At 39.7% G+C, this 18,908-nt stretch carries 17 protein-coding genes; 8 read left to right on the top strand and 9 right to left on the bottom strand.

Going from position 1 to position 18,908, the window contains the following annotated elements; translation table 11 throughout:
- Nucleotides 1-11: 11 nt before the first annotated feature.
- The 7 genes from DK865_RS09500 to DK865_RS09470 form a co-directional block, all read right to left on the bottom strand.
- Nucleotides 12-956, bottom strand: a complete 945-nt coding sequence (locus tag DK865_RS09500; protein WP_023582161.1) for a tripartite tricarboxylate transporter substrate binding protein — start codon at nt 954-956, stop codon at nt 12-14.
- Entirely contained in the window at nt 956-2,200 is a 1,245-nt protein-coding gene (locus tag DK865_RS09495; RefSeq protein WP_023582160.1) for a PfkB family carbohydrate kinase, read from the bottom strand. The genes DK865_RS09500 and DK865_RS09495 overlap by 1 nt, the downstream gene beginning before the upstream one ends.
- A 313-nt stretch (nt 2,201-2,513) precedes the next feature.
- Nucleotides 2,514-2,828, bottom strand: a complete 315-nt coding sequence (locus DK865_RS09490; RefSeq protein ID WP_109391759.1) for an AzlD domain-containing protein — start codon at nt 2,826-2,828, stop codon at nt 2,514-2,516.
- Nucleotides 2,825-3,538, bottom strand: coding sequence for an AzlC family ABC transporter permease (locus DK865_RS09485; RefSeq protein WP_023582158.1), 714 nt, complete (start codon nt 3,536-3,538; stop codon nt 2,825-2,827). The genes DK865_RS09490 and DK865_RS09485 overlap by 4 nt, the downstream gene beginning before the upstream one ends.
- 182 nt (nt 3,539-3,720) lie before the next feature.
- Nucleotides 3,721-4,731 carry a LacI family DNA-binding transcriptional regulator gene (locus DK865_RS09480; RefSeq protein WP_036913043.1) on the bottom strand — a complete coding sequence of 337 codons (1,011 nt, stop codon included), beginning with the start codon at nt 4,729-4,731 and terminating at the stop codon, nt 3,721-3,723.
- A 63-nt stretch (nt 4,732-4,794) separates the two neighbouring features.
- Nucleotides 4,795-6,201 carry a glycoside hydrolase family 32 protein gene (locus tag DK865_RS09475; protein WP_109391758.1) on the bottom strand — a complete coding sequence of 469 codons (1,407 nt, stop codon included), beginning with the start codon at nt 6,199-6,201 and terminating at the stop codon, nt 4,795-4,797.
- Nucleotides 6,202-7,572 carry a sucrose-specific PTS transporter subunit IIBC gene (locus DK865_RS09470; protein WP_036913040.1) on the bottom strand — a complete coding sequence of 457 codons (1,371 nt, stop codon included), beginning with the start codon at nt 7,570-7,572 and terminating at the stop codon, nt 6,202-6,204. It lies immediately after the preceding gene.
- 680 nt (nt 7,573-8,252) lie between these two features.
- Here DK865_RS09470 and dmsA point away from each other — a divergent pair.
- The 4 genes from dmsA (at nt 8,253) to dmsD (ending at nt 12,966) form a co-directional block, all read left to right on the top strand.
- Nucleotides 8,253-10,691, top strand: a complete 2,439-nt coding sequence (gene dmsA, locus DK865_RS09465) for a dimethylsulfoxide reductase subunit A (protein WP_023582155.1) — start codon at nt 8,253-8,255, stop codon at nt 10,689-10,691.
- Between the two features lie 11 nt (nt 10,692-10,702).
- Nucleotides 10,703-11,320 carry a DMSO/selenate family reductase complex B subunit gene (locus DK865_RS09460; RefSeq protein WP_023582154.1) on the top strand — a complete coding sequence of 206 codons (618 nt, stop codon included), beginning with the start codon at nt 10,703-10,705 and terminating at the stop codon, nt 11,318-11,320.
- A gap of 1 nt (nt 11,321) precedes the next feature.
- Nucleotides 11,322-12,179, top strand: a complete 858-nt coding sequence (locus DK865_RS09455; RefSeq protein WP_023582153.1) for a DmsC/YnfH family molybdoenzyme membrane anchor subunit — start codon at nt 11,322-11,324, stop codon at nt 12,177-12,179.
- A 175-nt stretch (nt 12,180-12,354) separates the two neighbouring features.
- A complete protein-coding gene (dmsD, locus tag DK865_RS09450; protein ID WP_109391757.1) occupies nt 12,355-12,966 on the top strand; it encodes a Tat proofreading chaperone DmsD in 612 nt (203 codons plus the stop codon).
- A 100-nt stretch (nt 12,967-13,066) separates the two neighbouring features.
- Here the strand turns inward: dmsD and DK865_RS09445 are convergent, their stop codons facing one another.
- Together DK865_RS09445 and DK865_RS09440 are read right to left on the bottom strand one after the other, a co-directional pair.
- Complete coding sequence (locus tag DK865_RS09445) at nt 13,067-13,528, bottom strand: nucleoside deaminase (RefSeq protein WP_109391756.1); 462 nt, start codon at nt 13,526-13,528, stop codon at nt 13,067-13,069.
- Nucleotides 13,528-14,214 carry an ankyrin repeat domain-containing protein gene (locus tag DK865_RS09440; RefSeq protein ID WP_109391755.1) on the bottom strand — a complete coding sequence of 229 codons (687 nt, stop codon included), beginning with the start codon at nt 14,212-14,214 and terminating at the stop codon, nt 13,528-13,530. The genes DK865_RS09445 and DK865_RS09440 overlap by 1 nt, the downstream gene beginning before the upstream one ends.
- A gap of 228 nt (nt 14,215-14,442) precedes the next feature.
- On the opposite strand from DK865_RS09440, the gene DK865_RS19065 reads away from it, so the two are divergent.
- Genes DK865_RS19065 through kdpC form a run of 4 tightly spaced genes read left to right on the top strand, consistent with a single transcriptional unit; the run spans nt 14,443 to nt 18,908 of the window.
- The gene (locus tag DK865_RS19065) at nt 14,443-14,526 is read left to right on the top strand and encodes a potassium-transporting ATPase subunit F (RefSeq protein ID WP_100158289.1); all 84 of its coding nucleotides are present in this window, start codon (nt 14,443-14,445) and stop codon (nt 14,524-14,526) included.
- Between the two features lie 2 nt (nt 14,527-14,528).
- Nucleotides 14,529-16,232, top strand: a complete 1,704-nt coding sequence (gene kdpA, locus DK865_RS09430) for a potassium-transporting ATPase subunit KdpA (RefSeq protein ID WP_023582150.1) — start codon at nt 14,529-14,531, stop codon at nt 16,230-16,232.
- An 11-nt stretch (nt 16,233-16,243) separates the two neighbouring features.
- Nucleotides 16,244-18,301, top strand: coding sequence for a potassium-transporting ATPase subunit KdpB (gene kdpB / locus DK865_RS09425; RefSeq protein WP_109391754.1), 2,058 nt, complete (start codon nt 16,244-16,246; stop codon nt 18,299-18,301).
- A 10-nt stretch (nt 18,302-18,311) separates the two neighbouring features.
- On the top strand, nt 18,312-18,908 hold the full coding sequence (gene kdpC / locus DK865_RS09420; RefSeq protein ID WP_036913025.1) for a potassium-transporting ATPase subunit KdpC: 597 nt from the start codon (nt 18,312-18,314) through the stop codon (nt 18,906-18,908).

The following is an 18,908-nucleotide window of genomic DNA, read 5'->3' as shown; positions in this document are numbered from 1 at the left end:
CGTTTCCTCAGTTATTTCTTTATAATGTCGCCAAACTTTTTATCTTCATTGGCCATAAATTGGGTGGCATCATCGCCATATAGTTCGATAACTTCAAATCCTTGTTTATTGGCAAACTCGGCTAATTCACCAGAGGCGTAGACTTTTTTCATTGCGGCAGTGAGTTTATCTTGGACTTCTTTATCTAACCCTTTGGGCGCAACTAACATATTCCATGCTTGCAAATCCCAGTTATAAGGTGTGGCTTCTTTAAATAATGGGACATCCGGATAAAAAGCCGATTTCTCATTGGACATAATTGCCATATGCTTTACTAATCCCGCTTTTACCATACTGTCCGCCTCGCCTAATGAAGAGGTCACAATATCAACCCCACCAGAAGCAAGCTCCTGTAATGCAGCACTTGCACCTTGAGAAGGAATAAAGCGAATGGCGTTATCAGGCAATCCCGCAGCACGCAACATCCCAATAGTATTGAGATGCCAGATTGAATTTAACCCACTACCGGACGCTTTTAATTTACCCGGATTTGCTTTTGCGTAATCAATAATTTCCTGGGCATTTTTAAATGGTGAAGATTTTCCAACTTGTAATCCACCATAAATAACAGCAAGGCGTGTGATCGGGGTATAATCTTGATAGGTTAAATTTGTCATTCCTTGATGATGCATCATGGTAATTTCAACCGTTGCAATACCCAGTGTGTAACCATCGGGTTTTGCATTTTTAATGGCATCATGACCAACAACACCACTGCCGCCGGTTTTATTTACCACGTTCACGGTCACGCCTAATTCTTCTTGTAGCCCTTTAGCCGCTAGACGTGCAACGGTATCAGTATTACCGCCAGCAGCCCAAGGAACAACAATAGTGATCGGCTTTTCAGGGTATTGAGCAAAAGCCGGAAGTGTAAAAATGGAACTGCATAGGGTAAATGCCAGAAGTGTTTTTTTCATTATATGCACCTTTTCTCATTGCAGATTATTTGTGGTCGAATATCTTCGAGTCTTGATTTAAGGCGAGCCTGAACTTGAGAAAGTACAGGCATTGCTGTTACGCCTTTTTGTTCTATAAATGCAGAAAGGAAAGCACTGGCAAATAATACACTCTCATGCATCGTGCCTCCTGCCGCTATTTTTGAAGCAAATGCGCCATTAAAAGCATCCGTGGCTGCCATCGTATCCACTCGTAACGAGGGCATAGGCGGAATATGAAAAGTGGCTCGGCCATCAAAATAGACCACACCTAGCTTATCCATATAAATAATGACTTTCTTGTTTTCATCACCTGAGATAACGCCAATAGCCTGTTTAGCGTCATTAATATTATTTATTTCAATATCAGCCCAATGTGATGCTTGATTCGCATTTAAGGTAATAAAATCAAGATTTGAATAAAGCTGCTTTAGGTTTTCGTTATAAGGCGCAACATTAAGCACTACTGTTTTATTAACCGATTTTGCAAACAGTGTCGCTTTAATATTGGCTTCTATATTAATTTCACCTTGGAGCAACAGCACATCTGCTTCACTTATATAAGGCAGAGAAATATCAATCTCTTGATCTGAAAATGTATTGTTTGCCCCTAAATAAGTTGCTGTAATATTGTTTTGTGTTTTATCTGCTAAATAACTGATTGAACTGCCTGTCGGCTCTATTTCTGTTTGAAAAATAGTGAAAGAATCAATGCCACTTTCTTGTAAATATTTATAAGCATATTTACTAAAATGATCTTCACCGACTTTCGTTATTAAATGCACTTTCGCATCCGAAAAACTGGCAGCCATTGCCTGATTTGTTCCTTTACCACCGGGACCTATCGAATTGCTTTTAGCGTTAATTAGCTCACCGACTTTTGGAAAAGAATCGACATTGGCAATAATATCTACCACAAATGACCCAAGTACGCAGACTTTGCCTTCTGGTTTTCTATCTTTACGTTCTCTTACGATTAATAAATCGTGCAATAAACATGAAATATCAAAGCTATCACTAAATTTACTTATTTTTTTAATTTCTTGTTTCCCTAGTATGGCGCCACCATGACAACGTTTGATCAGCCCTTCTCCTTCAAGGTATTTCAAATCACTGCGAATAGTTTCCAATGTGACACTGAATTTTTCCGCAAGCTGAGCCACTTTAACTTTCTTTTGTTCCCTGATGATGGTGTAAATTTCCTGTCGCCGTTCTTCTGAAAACATACAAAGTGCCTCCGTATCATTGATAACGAGAATAAGGAGATTAGGTCAGTGATTCTGCGATGGCATTCAAAACAAAAAACCAAAAGCAAAAGCAAAACCAAATCGAAGCAATTTAGATCACATTTTTTTAACACAACATCAATTGGCATACGCTAAAAATGAGAGGTGAAACGAGTCGAATAAAGAATGGGGATCAAGAAAAGAGAGGTAGAATCAGCCGTTCAAAGACGGCTGATAAAATAATAACTTAGATCATTACAGTGATGATAGTTTTAAAATGTAAATATCATGTTAAATAAAATCACTTTGGTATTTAGTTTAACAAAGCATTAAGCAGATAAAAGCCCACTAATGTCAGTAAAACCACCACTAAAGTATTACGTATTTTAAGCGCTAATCCTATACATAATAAGGTTCCCCATAAGTAGGGATTATCTAAAATACCTTTAAAGTCGCCTTTTTCTAACAGTACAATTGGCGCACAAATAGCGGTTAATAAACAAGGCGCAGAATATCCTAATGCTTGCCTGATCACTGACGGTAATTTGACGGGGATCGCCGGTTCAAGAAAGAAATAACGCAACAGGAAGATGACGAGTGCCAAAATGAATAATAACGACCATGTCATTTCTGTTCCCCTCTTACTCTAGCAACACAAACAGCAATAAACATGCCGGTTAACCCACCAATTACGACGCCACCTTCTATATTCAACCAACTGAAAATAATTGAAAGACAAAAAGAGACAATAACACCCACTAATGTGCTAAATGTTTTTATTAACGGAATAACAATTGCCAATAATGTGGCGACAATAGAAAAATCAAGATGATAACGGGATAGATCAGAAACTTGGCTTGCCATAATAATGCCAACAATACTGACCGCCACCCAAGCTAAATAAAAACATAATCCCGCACCTATCATATAAGCGGGTGTTAGTTTTACTTTAGGTTGGGCTGATACGGCAAAAAGCTCATCTGTTAATAAAAACCCTATCGTAATACGTTGATACCATTTTAAGTGGGCTACATGAGGACGTAAGGTCAATCCATATAAAAGATGTTGTGCTGTAATAAAAAAAACAGAAACAATAATGGTCAGCATTCCTGCGCCAGAAACCACTAATCCCAGCGTGACGAGTTGTGCAGCTCCTGCAAATATAATTGCAGACATTCCGACACTTTGTGCAAAGGTTAACCCTGCATCAACGGCCATTGATCCTGCTAATATTCCCCAAGGGATAACTGCAAGGCATAAAGGCAAAACATGCAAAGCACCAAGGCAAAAAGCACGCATGACTTGCCTATCTTCATTATTATTTTTAATTTTTTCCATTTACCTGTCTTCACTTCTAATTCATTAATTCTATGGAGAATGATTATCAGTCAGTAAAGATAAATGGGATTGTATAAAATTGCTATTAAAAACCTTCATCGGTATAACGTGAAAAAGGTTGATGTAAATATTCCGCTTGTATCATCAACACGATACTGATGATTTCCTGAAATTACTTAACCTTACTCATGCCGTTGATGAATCTTTGCTGGAACAAATAGTTGATGTGATCCTAAATTTGTCTGGTTAATTAATCCCATAATCAGTCGAAAACAGTGTGAGGCTAACTCTGGGTTATTTTGAGCAATAGTATCTATTGGTATTGATAATGAATCATAAAGATAGTGATCATCAAAACCCGCTAAATAGACCTCATTTTGCAGATGTTTATTTTGGCTTAAATAGCGTAATACCCCCTCTAATAAACCACAGGCAGAAGTAAAAAAGAACTTAGGCGCGCGCCCTAAAGAAGCACACAAAGAGCCAAACATTTCATAGCCGGAACTTGGGTGGTAATGCCCATGAATGATCCACTCTGATTTCAAATTGATATTTGCTTGTGATAGCCCTTGCGTGAAACCCAAAAGGCGATCGCTAGTCGGTGAAAGCGTTGATTGTCCACCTAAAAAGTAAAACTCATCAATACCTTTTGTTGAAGCTATCTCAGCAATAAGTTGCTGTGTCGCGGTTGTTGAATCTGTGACAACAAAAGGCAGAGTTGTTCCTTCAAAATAACGGTCGAACAACACGACGGGAATTTGTTGACTTAAACGCTGATACTCAACATCACTTTGTAAACATGACGCGACAATCAAACCCTCTATTTGTCGTGATAATAGATGCTCTATCACCAGCGCTTCTTGAGCGGCATTTTCATCCGTACAGGAAATAAGTAACTGAATACCCGCTTCTCTACATAATATTTCTAGCTCATAAGCTACGGAAGCAAAACCATAGTTAGTAATATCAGGGATCACTAATCCCAATGCATAACTACGGTTATCACGTAAAGAGCGCGCATGAATATTAGGTTGATACTGATATTGTTGAGCAATAGAGGTAATACGCGCAATAGTATCATCCGCAACGCGCATCTCTTTACCTCGACCATTTAGCACCAAACTTGCGGTTGTTTTTGAAACGCCGGCTAATTTTGCAATATCGGTGATCGTGATACGTTTTTGTTTTTTCACTGTTATTCTACTTAATGTCACGTTAGCTGAACGTAAACTGTTTTATCGTTTATAGAGTCGTCTTTAACTAAGTGATGCATACTTTAATTGCCAACTCGTGAGGTTTATCGTGTCTTTCCCCAAGAAACAGATTGTCTGTTTTTCTGAAGGGAAAAAGCGACTACTCATCACACCTGCACCGTGATTAAAGAAAATTTCCACACTAGAATGATCACATAATATTTGAAGATGTTTTATATCGCCAGACCAGAAACGTGATTGCCATTCCCCGTTTTTAACACTACGGCGTTTTAACACAGCTTGGTTATTTTCAATGAGTAAAGCAAGATTATCAGAAAAATGAATAGCCAGAGAGCCAAATAACTCGACTTCAAATTCAAACGAAAATCCGTGAATGTCTGGTGCATCATCGGCCAAACCTTGCCAATATACGGGCTTTTGTCTGAGTTGTTGTAATTCTTTTACGGGTTGTTGATAAAGCTTATTTTCTTTTATGTGCAATTCACGAGGGCATGTCATTTGATGTATCCAACCATTTGCAATGGTTGGTTGATACATTTCCTCGCCATCAGGAACCCCCATCCAACCAAATAATAGACGCCTGCCATTGGCTACTGTTGTTTGAGGCGCATAAAATTCAAAACCGGCATCAAGCTCAATTAAATCGCCATGTTGGAATGGTAAGGTTGAATAATCAAAGCTTCCTATTAAATAAGCACTAGGATGTGAATTTAAAAATCGCTGTTGCTGTTTTTTGATTCCTTGAGGGCACGTTAATAAAATAAAATGTCCATCGAGCTCGAAGAAGTCTGGGCATTCCCACATATAACCCGCATCATGTAAGCCCCCTAAATGGCTTCCGGCTAACTCGCCGACTAATTGCCATTGGTATAAGTGAGAAGCGCGATAGAGTAAAACCTTCCCCTGTTTATCTTGCGTTTGAGCCCCTAACACCATGTACCATAAATCGTTATATTGCCAGATTTTCGGATCACGAACATGACCACTGTAACCATCTGGAAGCCCTAAAACAGGCCCTAACTTATCAAAACCTCCCTGCTTATTTTCTACGGCTAAACATTGCCAAGCCGTACGAGATCCATCTTTAAATTTTACATTGCCAGTATAACAGAGCGTTAATTGTCCTTGATGGATCACTGCACTACCAGAATAACAGCCATCTTTGTCATAAAATTCATCAGGCAATAACGCAATAGGTTGATGTTGCCACGTAATAAGATCCTTTGAGCGCCAGTGCCCCCAACATTTATTTTTATGCTCACAAGACAAAGGGTTCCACTGATAAAATAGATGATAATATTCACCATCAAAACAAAACCCGTTGGGATCATTTAATAATCCGGTTACTGGCGCTAAATGCCAATGTGGATAATATTTATCTTTAGTGGCATTAGCACTATTACGCATAACAGCTTGTAAAATTGCAGATAACCCTTCGCTTTTTGTCATTTATGCGGACTCCACTTTATATTTCAATAAAAGAGAAAGAACAAAAGCCGTTAAGAATGCAATCGCTAAACCAATAACATAATTAATTATTGAACCTGCTTGTACAATTGCAATACCTGGAATAGCAGTAAGACCTACGGCTGTCATATAAACATGGGAGCCCACAACCCAAGCGCCTCCCGCGGCACCGCCAATCAATGCAGCAATAAAGGGTTTTCCATAACGTAAATTAATCCCGAAAATTGCCGCTTCTGTAATTCCTAACATCGCGGAGAAACCCGATGGGATGGTAATCGCTTTAATTTTCGCATCATTGGTTTTAAACCAAACGGCAATACAGGCACCTCCTTGCGCAATATTAGCCATTGCCCATATAGGTAATAAGAAATTAACCCCAATATTAGGATTACCTAATAGACCCGCTTCAACCGCATGAAAACTATGATGAATTCCCGTAATAACAATAACAGAATAGAGCCCACCAAAAATAAGTCCTGCAATCCAGCCTGCCTGCGTAATTAACGTACTTAGTATTAATGAAATACCATCACCCAAAAGACGACCGACAGGTCCAATCACTAATAACGCAACAAAACCTGAAATAATTACCGTTAAAAATGGTGTGATAATTAAATCAAGAGCATTAGGAACAACTTTACGTAATTGTTTTTCCAGTACACTCATAAACCAAACCGCCAGTAATACTGGGAACACGGTTCCTTGATAACCGATCATAGCGACTTCTAACCCAAAAAAATTCATGGTATTAAAGCCAGCCGCAACGCCCCACGCATTAGTTAATGCGGGATGCGTTAAAATTCCGCCTAATGTCGCGCCAAGATAAGGATTTCCACCAAATTCTTTTGCCGCAGTAAAACCAATAAGAATGGGCAAAATAATAAATGCCGCAGAACTACACATATCAAGCATGATATAGAGTGCATTATCAGGACTGACCCACTGGTTAGTTTTCATTAATCCCAATAATCCCATTAATAGACCGGAAGCCACAATGGCAGGAATAATAGGCACGAAAATATTAGAAAGGAGTCTTGCTATGCGTTGAAATGGATTGAGTTTTTTAGCTGCAATATTGGCTGCTTCAGATTTACTTGATTCACCAATGCCCGCCGCCGCAATAAATGCCGCATGCACTTTATTGACTAACCCAGTACCAAAGATAACCTGAATTTGCCCTGCATTACTAAAACACCCTTTTACCCCCTCTAATTTGTTTATTGCTTCTTTGTCTGCTTTGGCGTCATCAACAAGAACAAGTCTTAAGCGCGTAGCGCAATGTGCTGCACTGGCGATGTTTTCAGCACCACCTAATAAAGGCACTAGCTGGTGAGCAACTTTTTCAATATTCATCATAGCCTCTGTCATTCTTTTTTATTTACGTAGCGAGTATTTAGTTTAATTGCAAAAAACTAAACCGGTTTAGCTAATGGTTAGATTAAATAAAAATCAATTCAAGATAGCAATAGAAACGCCATCAAAGGGCATTTAATTGTGATCTAAGTTACAAAAAAGCACATTTATTAATCATATTTTGACTTTTTTAAAAAATTAAAAATAACGAAAAGCTAAACATATTTTAATTTTTTGTTTAGCAAACTGGGTTAATGGGGTGTTAGATAATTATAGCTTCTAGAAAGGATAAGTAAGCATCAATAAAAGTGACTATTGAACGAGCAAAATCATATAGATAGAAACAAATAATCAGACTTAAAAAATGTTACTGATAACATCAAAATACTTAATTAATCGATATATATTTATTTATATAAAGATGTTAATCAAATGATTAAATACAGCTAATACAAAAACTTAAGATAGGCTTAAAAACTGCTAACGCTTGTAATAAATCACTTTTCTTTGATGTAAAGCAACTACAACTTTTAGGAAATACGTAGTATCCACATTAACAGTTGGGTTTTATTGCCTACGTTAAAATGCTTATTTTTTAACAACAATAACAATAATTATTTCTTTATAAGCTTATTAGCTTCTGCTTTTTCTTTAAATATAAATAATCAAGTGAGTAATGTATGAAAAACATCAAAGAGATGGCGTTACTTTCCACTCCCTTATCTCGCCGTCGTTTTGTAAAAACAGGTGCAGCGGGTGGTTTAGCAATAACCGCAGGTGGATTATCACTCCCTTTTCATCAAGCCGTTGCCTCAGAAACTCCCTCAACAACAAACAGCGAAAAAGTGGTATGGAGCGCCTGTACGGTAAACTGTGGTAGCCGTTGCCCATTACGTATGCATGTGGTTGATGGTGAAATTAAATATGTTGAAACCGACAACACAGGCAATGATGTCTACGAAGAATTACACCAAGTTCGTGCTTGTTTACGTGGGCGTTCTATGCGCCGCCGTGTTTACAATCCAGATCGTTTACGTTACCCAATGAAGCGTGTAGGTAAACGTGGTGAAGGTAAATTTGAACGTATTTCATGGGATGAAGCCTTTGATACTATTTCAGATACCATGAAACGTTTAATCAAAGATTATGGTAATGAATCTATTTATCTAAACTACGGCACAGGCACCTTAGGTGGCACCATGACAAAATCTTGGCCACCAGGTGCAACGTTAATTGCTCGTTTAATGAATTGCTGTGGCGGTTATCTTAATCACTATGGTGATTACAGTACGGCACAAATCGCAGCAGGTTTAAATTATACCTATGGTGGTTGGGCTGATGGTAATAGCCCCTCTGATATTGAAAACACCAAACTTGTCGTGATGTTCGGTAATAATCCGGGTGAAACACGTATGAGTGGTGGCGGTGTTACCTATTACGTTGAGCAAGCGCGTGAAAAATCTGATGCTCGAATGATTATCATCGATCCACGCTATACAGATACCGGTGCGGGTCGTGAAGATGAATGGATACCTATTCGTCCAGGAACAGATGCTGCATTAGTGAATGCATTAGCTTATGTCATGATCAAAGAAGACTTAGTGGATAAGCCTTTCTTAGATAAATATTGTGTTGGTTACGATGAAACGACGATGCCAGAAGGTGCGCCAAAAAATGGACACTATAAAGCCTATATTTTAGGTAATGGTGCAGATGGTCAGCCAAAAACACCTGAATGGGCAGCGCAGATCACCGGTATTCCGGCTTCACGCATTGTTAAATTAGCCCGTGAAATCGCAACAGCGAAACCCGCTTATATTACACAAGGCTGGGGACCTCAACGTCGTTCTAACGGCGAGCTGACTTCTCGTGCTATCGCAATGCTCTCTATTTTAACGGGGAATGTGGGAATTAACGGCGGTAATACTGGCGCCCGTGAAGGATCTTACAGTATTCCTTTTGTTCGGATGCCAACTCTCACTAACCCAGTAACCACCAGCATTTCTATGTTTATGTGGACAGATGCCATTTTGCGTGGTCCAGAAATGACAGCCACTCGAGATGGTGTTCGTGGTAAAGACAAGCTTGATGTACCAATTAAAATGGTATGGAACTACGCGGGCAACTGCTTAGTAAACCAACATTCTGAAATCAATCGTACCCATGACATTTTACAAGACGATAAAAAATGCGAAATGATTGTGGTGATCGATAATCATATGACAGCATCAGCTAAATATGCTGACATCCTACTTCCTGATTGCACCGCATCAGAACAGATGGACTTCTGTATGGATGCATCTGCAGGTAATATGTCTTATGTTATTTTCGCTGATCAGGCAATCAAACCTCGCTTTGAAAGCCGTAATATCTATGAAATGACCAGTGAAATTGCAAAACGTATGGGTGTGGGTGAAAAATTCACTGAAAACCGCACGCAAGAAGAGTGGCTACGCCATCTTTACGAACAATCGCGTCAAAACTTACCTGAACTACCGACGTTTGAAGAGTTCCGAGCTCAAGGTATCTTCAAAAAACGCGATCCAGAAGGTCATCACGTCGCGTATCGCAAATTCCGTGAAGATCCCGCAAACAACCCATTAACAACACCATCAGGTAAAATTGAGATTTATTCTTCTCAACTTGCTGACATTAAGGCGACATGGGAACTGGCGTCTGACGATGTGATCGATCCACTGCCTATCTACTCCGCTGGCTTTGAAAGCTATGGCGATCCGGCAATGGAAAAATACCCATTACAAATGACAGGATTCCACTATAAATCACGCACCCACTCAACTTATGGCAACGTTGATGTCTTAAAAGCGGCTTGCCCTCAAGAAATATGGATCAACCCTGTGGATGCATCCAAACGTGGTATTAAACACGGTGATTTAGTGCGTATTTATAACGATCGTGGTGAAGTTCGGATCAATGCGAAAGTCACACCTCGTATTTTACCGGGTGTTGTTGGCTTAAGTGAAGGGGCTTGGTATAACCCAGATAGTAACCGCATCGATCATGCTGGTAGCATTAACGTGTTAACGACACAACGCCCTTCACCGCTCGCTAAGGGTAATCCTTCTCACAGTAATCTTGTTGAAGTCGTCAAGGCGTAAGGAGTCTGGTTATGTCAACGCAATATGGTTTTTATATTGATTCAAGTCGTTGCACCGGCTGCAAAACCTGTGAACTGGCGTGCAAGGATTTTAAAAATTTATCCCCTGAAGTCAATTTCCGCCGTATCTATGAATATGCTGGTGGTGATTGGACAGAGCAAGATGGTGTTTATACACAGAACGTTTTTGCTTATTACTTATCAATTTCATGTAACCACTGTGACGATCCAGCTTGTGCCAAAGTTTGCCCAAGTGGTGCAATGCATAAGCGCGAAGACGGCTTTGTCGTGGTAAATGAAGATATTTGTATCGGTTGTCGTTATTGCCATATGGCTTGCCCTTACGGTGCACCACAATTTGATGAAGTCAAAGGTCATATGACCAAATGTGATGGTTGCTATGAACGTGTAGCAGAAGGCAAAAAACCGATTTGTGTTGAATCTTGCCCACTGCGTGCATTAGATATGGCACCGATTGAAGAATTACGTGCTAAATACGGTGATTTAGCTGAAATTGCCCCACTTCCTTCAGCAAAATATACCAAGCCAAATATTGTCCTTAAATTAAATGCCAATAGCCGTCCTGTGGGTGATACCACTGGTCATCTGGCAAACCCAGAGGAGGTGTAAGATGGTGGGATTGCATGAATGGCCACTCATGTTTTTTACCGTTATCGGTCAAAGTGTTGCTGGCGCCTTTATTATTATGGGATGCGCTATTCTTTCGGGTAAGCTCTCTGCCGAAATGAATCGGAAAGTGCATTACAGCATGTTTGGACTCTGGGCATTAATGGGAATAGGCTTCTTATTATCCATGATGCATATGGGAACTCCATTACGTGCATTTAACTCATTACTTCGTCTTGGTCACTCATCATTAAGTAATGAAATCGCCAGCGGTTCAATTTTCTTTGCACTGGGGGGAATTTACTGGTTACTGGCTGTACTGAATAAAATGCCGGCGGCATTAGGCAAACTATGGGTTGCACTGGTTATGGTATTAGCCGCATTATTTATTACGGCGATCTCTCGTGTATACCAAATTGAGACTGTTCCAACTTGGTATAACAGCTATACCACCTTTAATTTTGTGCTGACAGCCTTTATCGCGGGTCCTATTTTAGCCGCACTCTTAATGCGTATAGCAGGATTTAACCTAAACTGTGTCAGTGCATTGCCATTAATCAGTGTTATCGCCATTGTTGTGAGTGCGATAGTAGCAACATCACAAGGTTTTGAATTAGGTTCTATTCAAACCTCTGTGCAAAAAGCGGTAGATTTAGTCCCTAACTATGGTGCGCTTATGGGCATTAAATTAGTGGCTTTAGTCTTAGGCTTGAGTTGCTGGATTGCCCCACTGCTACGTAAAAATAATCCTTCTGTTGCTTTGTTAGCATTGGGCTTTATTTTCGTGTTTGCAGGTGAGTTTATAGGACGCGGTGTGTTCTATGGTTTACATATGACTGTCGGTATGGCAGTCGTTGGTTAATTAATTTCTCACCCTGATAAACCGCCGTAATAGTTAAAAAGCCCACTCTTTTTATCTGTTATGGCGGTTTTCCTTTTATATTACGGTATCGATCTTTTTTAATCTTCGTCATTATGTTTAGATAGAAAATCGCATATAGTAAAGACAATAAATCTAAGCGGATTATAAAAATATTATGGAACAACAACTTATTACTGATATTTCTCTTACTGCCCGTATTTTAGGCGCTGCATTTTATTACGCACCTACTGAGAAAAGTGACATTGTCGAGCTGCTGTCTAGTCAAAAGTGGGTTGAAGAATGGCCTTATGGCAATGGTGAAGAAAAACAACGCATTGCTAGCCTTCTTTCACAAACCACATTAGCGGAAGAAACGTTAGCACAGGCATATCAACGTTTATTTATCGGTCCTTATGCACTGCCTGCGCCACCTTGGGGCTCCGTTTACCTTGATCATGAAAACGTATTGTTTGGTAACTCAACATTAGATTTACGCGAATGGATGCTAGAGAATGGCATTGATATTGCGTTAACTCAAAATGAGCCGGAAGACCATTTTGGTTTAATGGTCATGATGGTCGCATGGATTGCAGAAACTCGCCCTGAAAAATTAAATGAGCTATTAGCAGAACATCTTCTGCCGTGGGCTTATCGTTATTTAGAGAAGTTATCTCTGCAAGGCGCATTCCCATATTATGAAGGTTTAGCCATGCTGGCGACATTAACACTAAAAAACTGGCAATCGCAGTTAAATGTCACTCCTGCTGAAAAGCAACTATTTTGTTGATTAATAAGTAGATAGTAAAAATAACAAACCCTAAAAGGATTGAATGTGACAAAGTCATTTTAACATTCACTTTTAGGGTTTTACTTATAAAAATAGAGAGTTAAGATTGCTTGGACCAAACTTGATAAAGTGTAGGGTGTGCTTCATCCTCGGTTTTTATCTGTATAAATTGCAGACCATTTTGTTGTTCCGGCACCTTTCTTAATTCTTGGGCAATAATGGAAGTCGATAATCCATAAGGCTTGGCATCAGCATCCGAATAAGCATAAAAAATCTTAGAAATCCCAGCCATACGCATTGCAGCCAGATACATTGGACATGGTTGTCCACTGGCATAAACAACACAATCATCCAACTTTGGCCGTCCTAATACCTTGCCTGCTTCCCGTAATGCTAATAATTCAGCATGCGCAGTGGGATCATTGGTCTCTATGATCTGATTAACCGCACTTGCAATCACTTGACCATTGTTCACAATGACAGCACCAAATGGTCGTCCCCCAACTTTCACATTATCCAGAGCAAGCGAAATGGCTTGTTGTATAAATTGCTTATCTAACACTATTTTGCCCCCGCTTGTTTAAGAATATTAACGATGTTTGTATAGCCTTTATCTTTTGCTAAGGTTAATGGTGTTTGACCGGAAGCATCAGCAAGATTGACATTAGCCCCACCATTAATAAGTAAAGTCACAATCTCTTCATATTTTTGACTACCATCACCTAAGATAATGGCTTCAATTAAAGCCGTCCAACCTAAACGATTAATATGATCAACATCGACTCCAGCATCAATCAATGTTTTTACCGTTTTGACATGCCCTCGCTCAGAAGCCGGAATTAATGCAGTTCCACCATAACGATTAACACTTTTAAGAGAAGCACCATGTGATAAGGTTAATTCTAAGATTTCCTGTAGCCCTCTTGCTCCCGAATAAAGATAAGGTGAATCTTGAATAGCATCACGAGCATTAACATCAGCGCCTTGTTCAATAAGATATTTTGCAACATCAATTTGGTTAGCATGTGTAGCAGCCATTAAAGGAGTGCGCAACTTTAGATCGCGTTGTTCTATATTTGCACCTTGTTCTACCTGACGCTTTAATTCAGATAAATTTCCCTCTTGTGCCAATGTAACGAGATATGCTTTATCAGAATTAGCCATCACTTTAACCATAAAGATAAATGAAATCATTAACAGGCTTGAAAAGTATAAAAACCATTTAGCCTTTAGATAGAGAGTATTCATTCAATACCTCCAAGAAAGTGCTAATTTTGATTCACTTAATTAGCATACTATTTGAACTTATAATTATATCTAACAAAGCCATGACATTATTTCAACAAATCAATAGGTAATTAACGGTCTATTAAGTCATTTTTATACTTTTTTTACACTTCCCCTATCTCTTTTATCAACATCTTTACAGACCTTTAAGTACGCTGACTAAATCTAAATAGCAGAAGGATCGTTCCAATGTTGATATTCGGTGCTGTGACGTTAGTTGTTTTGCTCACTGCTTATCTTATCTACGTGTTATTTAATGCAGAGGCATTTTAAAAATGGCAACAACGATGTTGATATACCTTGCTGTTTTTCTGATCACACTATTAGTGATGGGAAAAATGCTTGGGTATTATTTAGCTCGCCTTATCGAAGGTGATTTACCTCATTGGGTTACTCAAACCGAACATGTTATTTGGCGTTGTTGTGGTTTTAAACCCGCAGGAAAAGCAATCCAACCGATGAGCGGGTATCACTATATGCTTGCCCTACTTATTTTTAATTTAATGGGGGCAATCTTATTATTTGTCATACTACTTAACCAAGGCTATTTACCTTTAAATCCTCAATTTGCACCTAATATGAATTGGGATTTAGCGTTAAATACCACCATTAGTTTTATCACTAATACGAACTGGCAAGCTTATAGCGGTGAAACCGCAGTAAGTTATTTAAGCCAAATGACGGGGCTTGCTGTACAAAACTTCTTATCTGCAACAACGGGTATTGCTGTCGCTTTCGTCTTAATTAGAGCGCTAACACAATCCTCTTGTACCTCATTAGGCAATGCATGGATCGATATTGGACGCATTACATTATATGTTTTACTCCCTTTATCCATTGTCTGGGCGCTGTTATTTGTCAGCCAAGGCGTCATACAAAACTTTCATCCTGCTGTTTTAAGCCAAGGTCTTGATGGTCAACAACAATGGTTACCGATGGGGCCCGTTGCTTCTCAAGAAGCCATTAAATTATTAGGCACAAATGGTGGAGGCTATTTTGCAGCAAATTCTGCCCACCCTTACGAAAATCCAACATCATTAAGTAATTTTTTGCAGATACTTGCCATATTTCTTATTCCTACCGCCTTATGTTTTGCCTTTGGTCGTTTAAGTGGCACACAACGTCAAGGGCATACCTTGCTTTGGACTATGACATTAATTTTCATTGTTGCGGTTGCTGTGATCACTTGGGCTGAATGGCAAGGAAACCCTGAGTTTATCTTTGCGGGTACGGATAGCTCGCTGAATATGGAAGGCAAAGAAACACGTTTTGGCATAATCGGTAGCGCTATTTTTGTTGCTGTCACAACAGCGGCATCTTGTGGTGCAGTTAATGCTATGCATGACTCATTAACGGCTTTAGGTGGCATGGTGCCAATGTGGTTAATGCAAACAGGAGAAGTCGTCTTTGGCGGTGTAGGTTCAGGATTTTACGGCATGATCCTTTATGTATTATTAGCTGTGTTTATCGCTGGACTCATGGTTGGTCGAGCACCTGAATATCTTGGTAAAAAGATTGGTGTTGCCGAAATGAAATGGGTAGCCGTTGCTATTTTAATTTCTCCCGCCGTTATTTTATTAGGTACAACCCTTGCCTTATTTACTGATGTTGGTCGTGAAGCCATCTTAAATCCAGGTCCTCATGGCTTTAGTGAAGTGCTATATGCCTTTACTTCTGCTGCTAATAATAACGGTAGTGCTTTTGCGGGGCTTAACGCCAACTCACCTTTTTACAACTTATTATTAGGACTTTCCATGTTGATTGGCCGCTTTGGTGTCATGTTACCTGTTTTAGCTATCGCAGGGAGTCTAGCTGTAAAAAAACGTCAGCCAGAAAGTTTGGCAACACTCTCAACCACTTCACCACTATTTATTTTGTTATTGATCCTCACTGTATTAATGATCGGCGCGTTGACTTTTGTTCCGGCATTAGCACTTGGCCCTATTGCAGAACACTTACAGCTATTTTGGGCTAAATAAGGAAACGTATCATGAAAACAACTCAACTATTTGACAGAAAAACCGTGATATCGGCTTTCTTTGATGCAATAAAAAAATGCACACCTCAAGCACAATGGCGTAACCCTGTGATGTTTATTGTTTATGTTGGTGCGCTTTTAACGACCGGAATTTGGATTGCTTCGCTATTAGGTTATCTTCCTGATGATAATCACTTTACTTTACAAGTGATGTTTTGGTTATGGGTGACATTACTATTTGCCAATTTTGCTGAATCATTAGCAGAAAGTCGAAGCAAAGCACAAGCAGCTAGCTTACGTGGCGCGAAACAACAATCCAAAGCGATGCGTTTACATCACGCAGACATTAATGCTCCGAAAGAAATCGTTGACTCTTTCTCATTGCATAAAGGTGATATCGTTTTAGTCAATGCTGGCGAAGTCATTCCTTGTGATGGTGAAGTAATAGAAGGTGGCGCCTCTGTTGATGAAAGTGCAATTACGGGCGAATCAGCGCCAGTGATCCGTGAGTCAGGTGGTGACTTTTCTTCTGTAACGGGAGGAACTCGCGTATTGTCAGATTGGCTGATTATTCGTTGTACAGCTGAGGCAGGTAATTCATTTCTCGACCGCATGATTGGAATGGTAGAAGGTGCGAAGCGTAGAAAGACGCCGAATGAAGTTGCTTTAACTATCTTATTAACCGCACTGACACTTATTTTTTTATTGGCTTGTATTACCCTCTACCCATTCAGTGTTTTCGCTGTTGAATTTCAAGGGCATGGCGATGTTATTTCTGTTGTAACTTTGATTGCTTTATTAGTGTGTCTTATTCCTACCACGATTGGCGGTTTACTTTCATCAATTGGTGTGGCGGGCATGAGCCGTATGCTGGATGCCAATGTGATAGCAACCAGTGGACGAGCTGTTGAAGCCGCGGGGGATGTTGATGTCTTACTGCTTGATAAAACAGGAACGATTACACTGGGTAATCGTCAAGCTTCTCGTTTTATCCCTCTTTCAGGTATTAGCGAAAAACAGCTGGCTGATGCAGCACAGCTAAGCTCGCTTGCCGATGAAACACCTGAAGGTAGGAGTATCGTGATCCTCGCTAAACAGCGTTTTAACTTACGTGAACGTGATCTAGCATCACTTGGTGCTTCTTTTATTCCCTTCTCTGCGATGACAAGAATGAGTGGCGTTAATTTAGGAGAACGCTTGATCCGCAAAGGTTCTGTTGATGCTATTCGTCGTCATATTGAAGTCAGTCACGGCCATTTTCCTGATGAGGTCACCGCGATCGTCGAACAAGTCGCTAGAACGGGAGGAACACCGCTGGTGGTGGTTGAAAATCAGAAAATCTTAGGTGTTGTTGAACTAAAAGATATTGTGAAAGGTGGAATTAAAGAGCGCTTTGCTCAACTTCGCCAAATGGGTATAAAAACCGTGATGATCACGGGTGATAATCATCTTACCGCAGCGGCTATCGCGGCAGAATCTGGTGTTGATGACTTTCTAGCTGAAGCGACACCTGAAGCCAAATTAGCATTAATTCGTCAATATCAGTCAGAAGGTCGATTAGTCGCGATGACAGGTGACGGTACTAATGATGCGCCAGCCTTGGCACAAGCTGATGTTGCTGTTGCGATGAATTCAGGTACTCAAGCTGCCAAAGAAGCGGGAAATATGGTCGATTTAGACTCTAATCCAACAAAATTGATCGAAGTTGTGCACATTGGTAAACAAATGCTAATGACACGAGGTGCGTTAACAACATTTAGTATTTCCAACGATATCGCCAAATACTTTGCCATTATTCCTGCGGCTTTCGCTGTTACCTATCCACAGCTCAACATGCTTAATGTGATGAACTTACATTCACCCGCCTCTGCGATGTTATCTGCGGTTATTTTTAATGCCTTAATTATTGTCTTTTTGATCCCACTAGCTCTAAAAGGTGTGCATTATCGTCCGGTTTCAGCGCACGCATTATTGCGCCGTAACCTCTCTTTATACGGGATCAGCGGATTATTAGTTCCTTTTATTGGCATTAAAATCATCGATATGGTTTTAGCGTTTATTGGGTTTTAAGGAGTTCTATATGCATCTATTTCGTTCATCATTAGTGATGTTATTATTACTCACACTAATCACCGGACTCGCCTATCCTTTGCTTGTTACAGGATTAGCCAACCTTATTTTCCCATGGCAAGCGAACGGTTCACTGATTTATCAAAATAATAAACTTATTGGCTCTGAACTGATCGGTCAACAATTTACACGGGATGATTATTTTAAAAGTCGTCCATCAATGACATCAGAGATGCCCTATAACAGCATGGCATCAGGTGCTAGCCAATTAGCCACATCAAATCCATTACTTCTTAATGAGATAACTAAACGTATCCAAATATGGAAAAAAACAACCCATAATCAACACGTTATTCCTGTTGATTTAGTCACGGCATCAGGAAGTGGACTTGATCCTCATATTTCCTTACAAGCCGCTTATTATCAAATTGAAAATATTGCATATTCTCGCAAACTCACTAAAAATGAAATTGAGCAATTAATAAAAGACAATACAACATCGCCACTCATGTCATTTATGGGTGAACCTGTTGTGAATGTGTTTATGCTAAATCAGGCACTTGATAAATTAAGTGCTGAAAAGCCGCAAAAAGTGAGTACTCAATAA

The sequence above is a fragment of the Proteus cibi genome, assembly GCF_003144405.1.
GTDB classification, from domain to species: domain Bacteria; phylum Pseudomonadota; class Gammaproteobacteria; order Enterobacterales; family Enterobacteriaceae; genus Proteus; species Proteus cibi.
The sequence above is the reverse complement of the archived record's forward strand: the minus strand, read 5'-3'. Positions and strand labels throughout refer to the sequence as shown.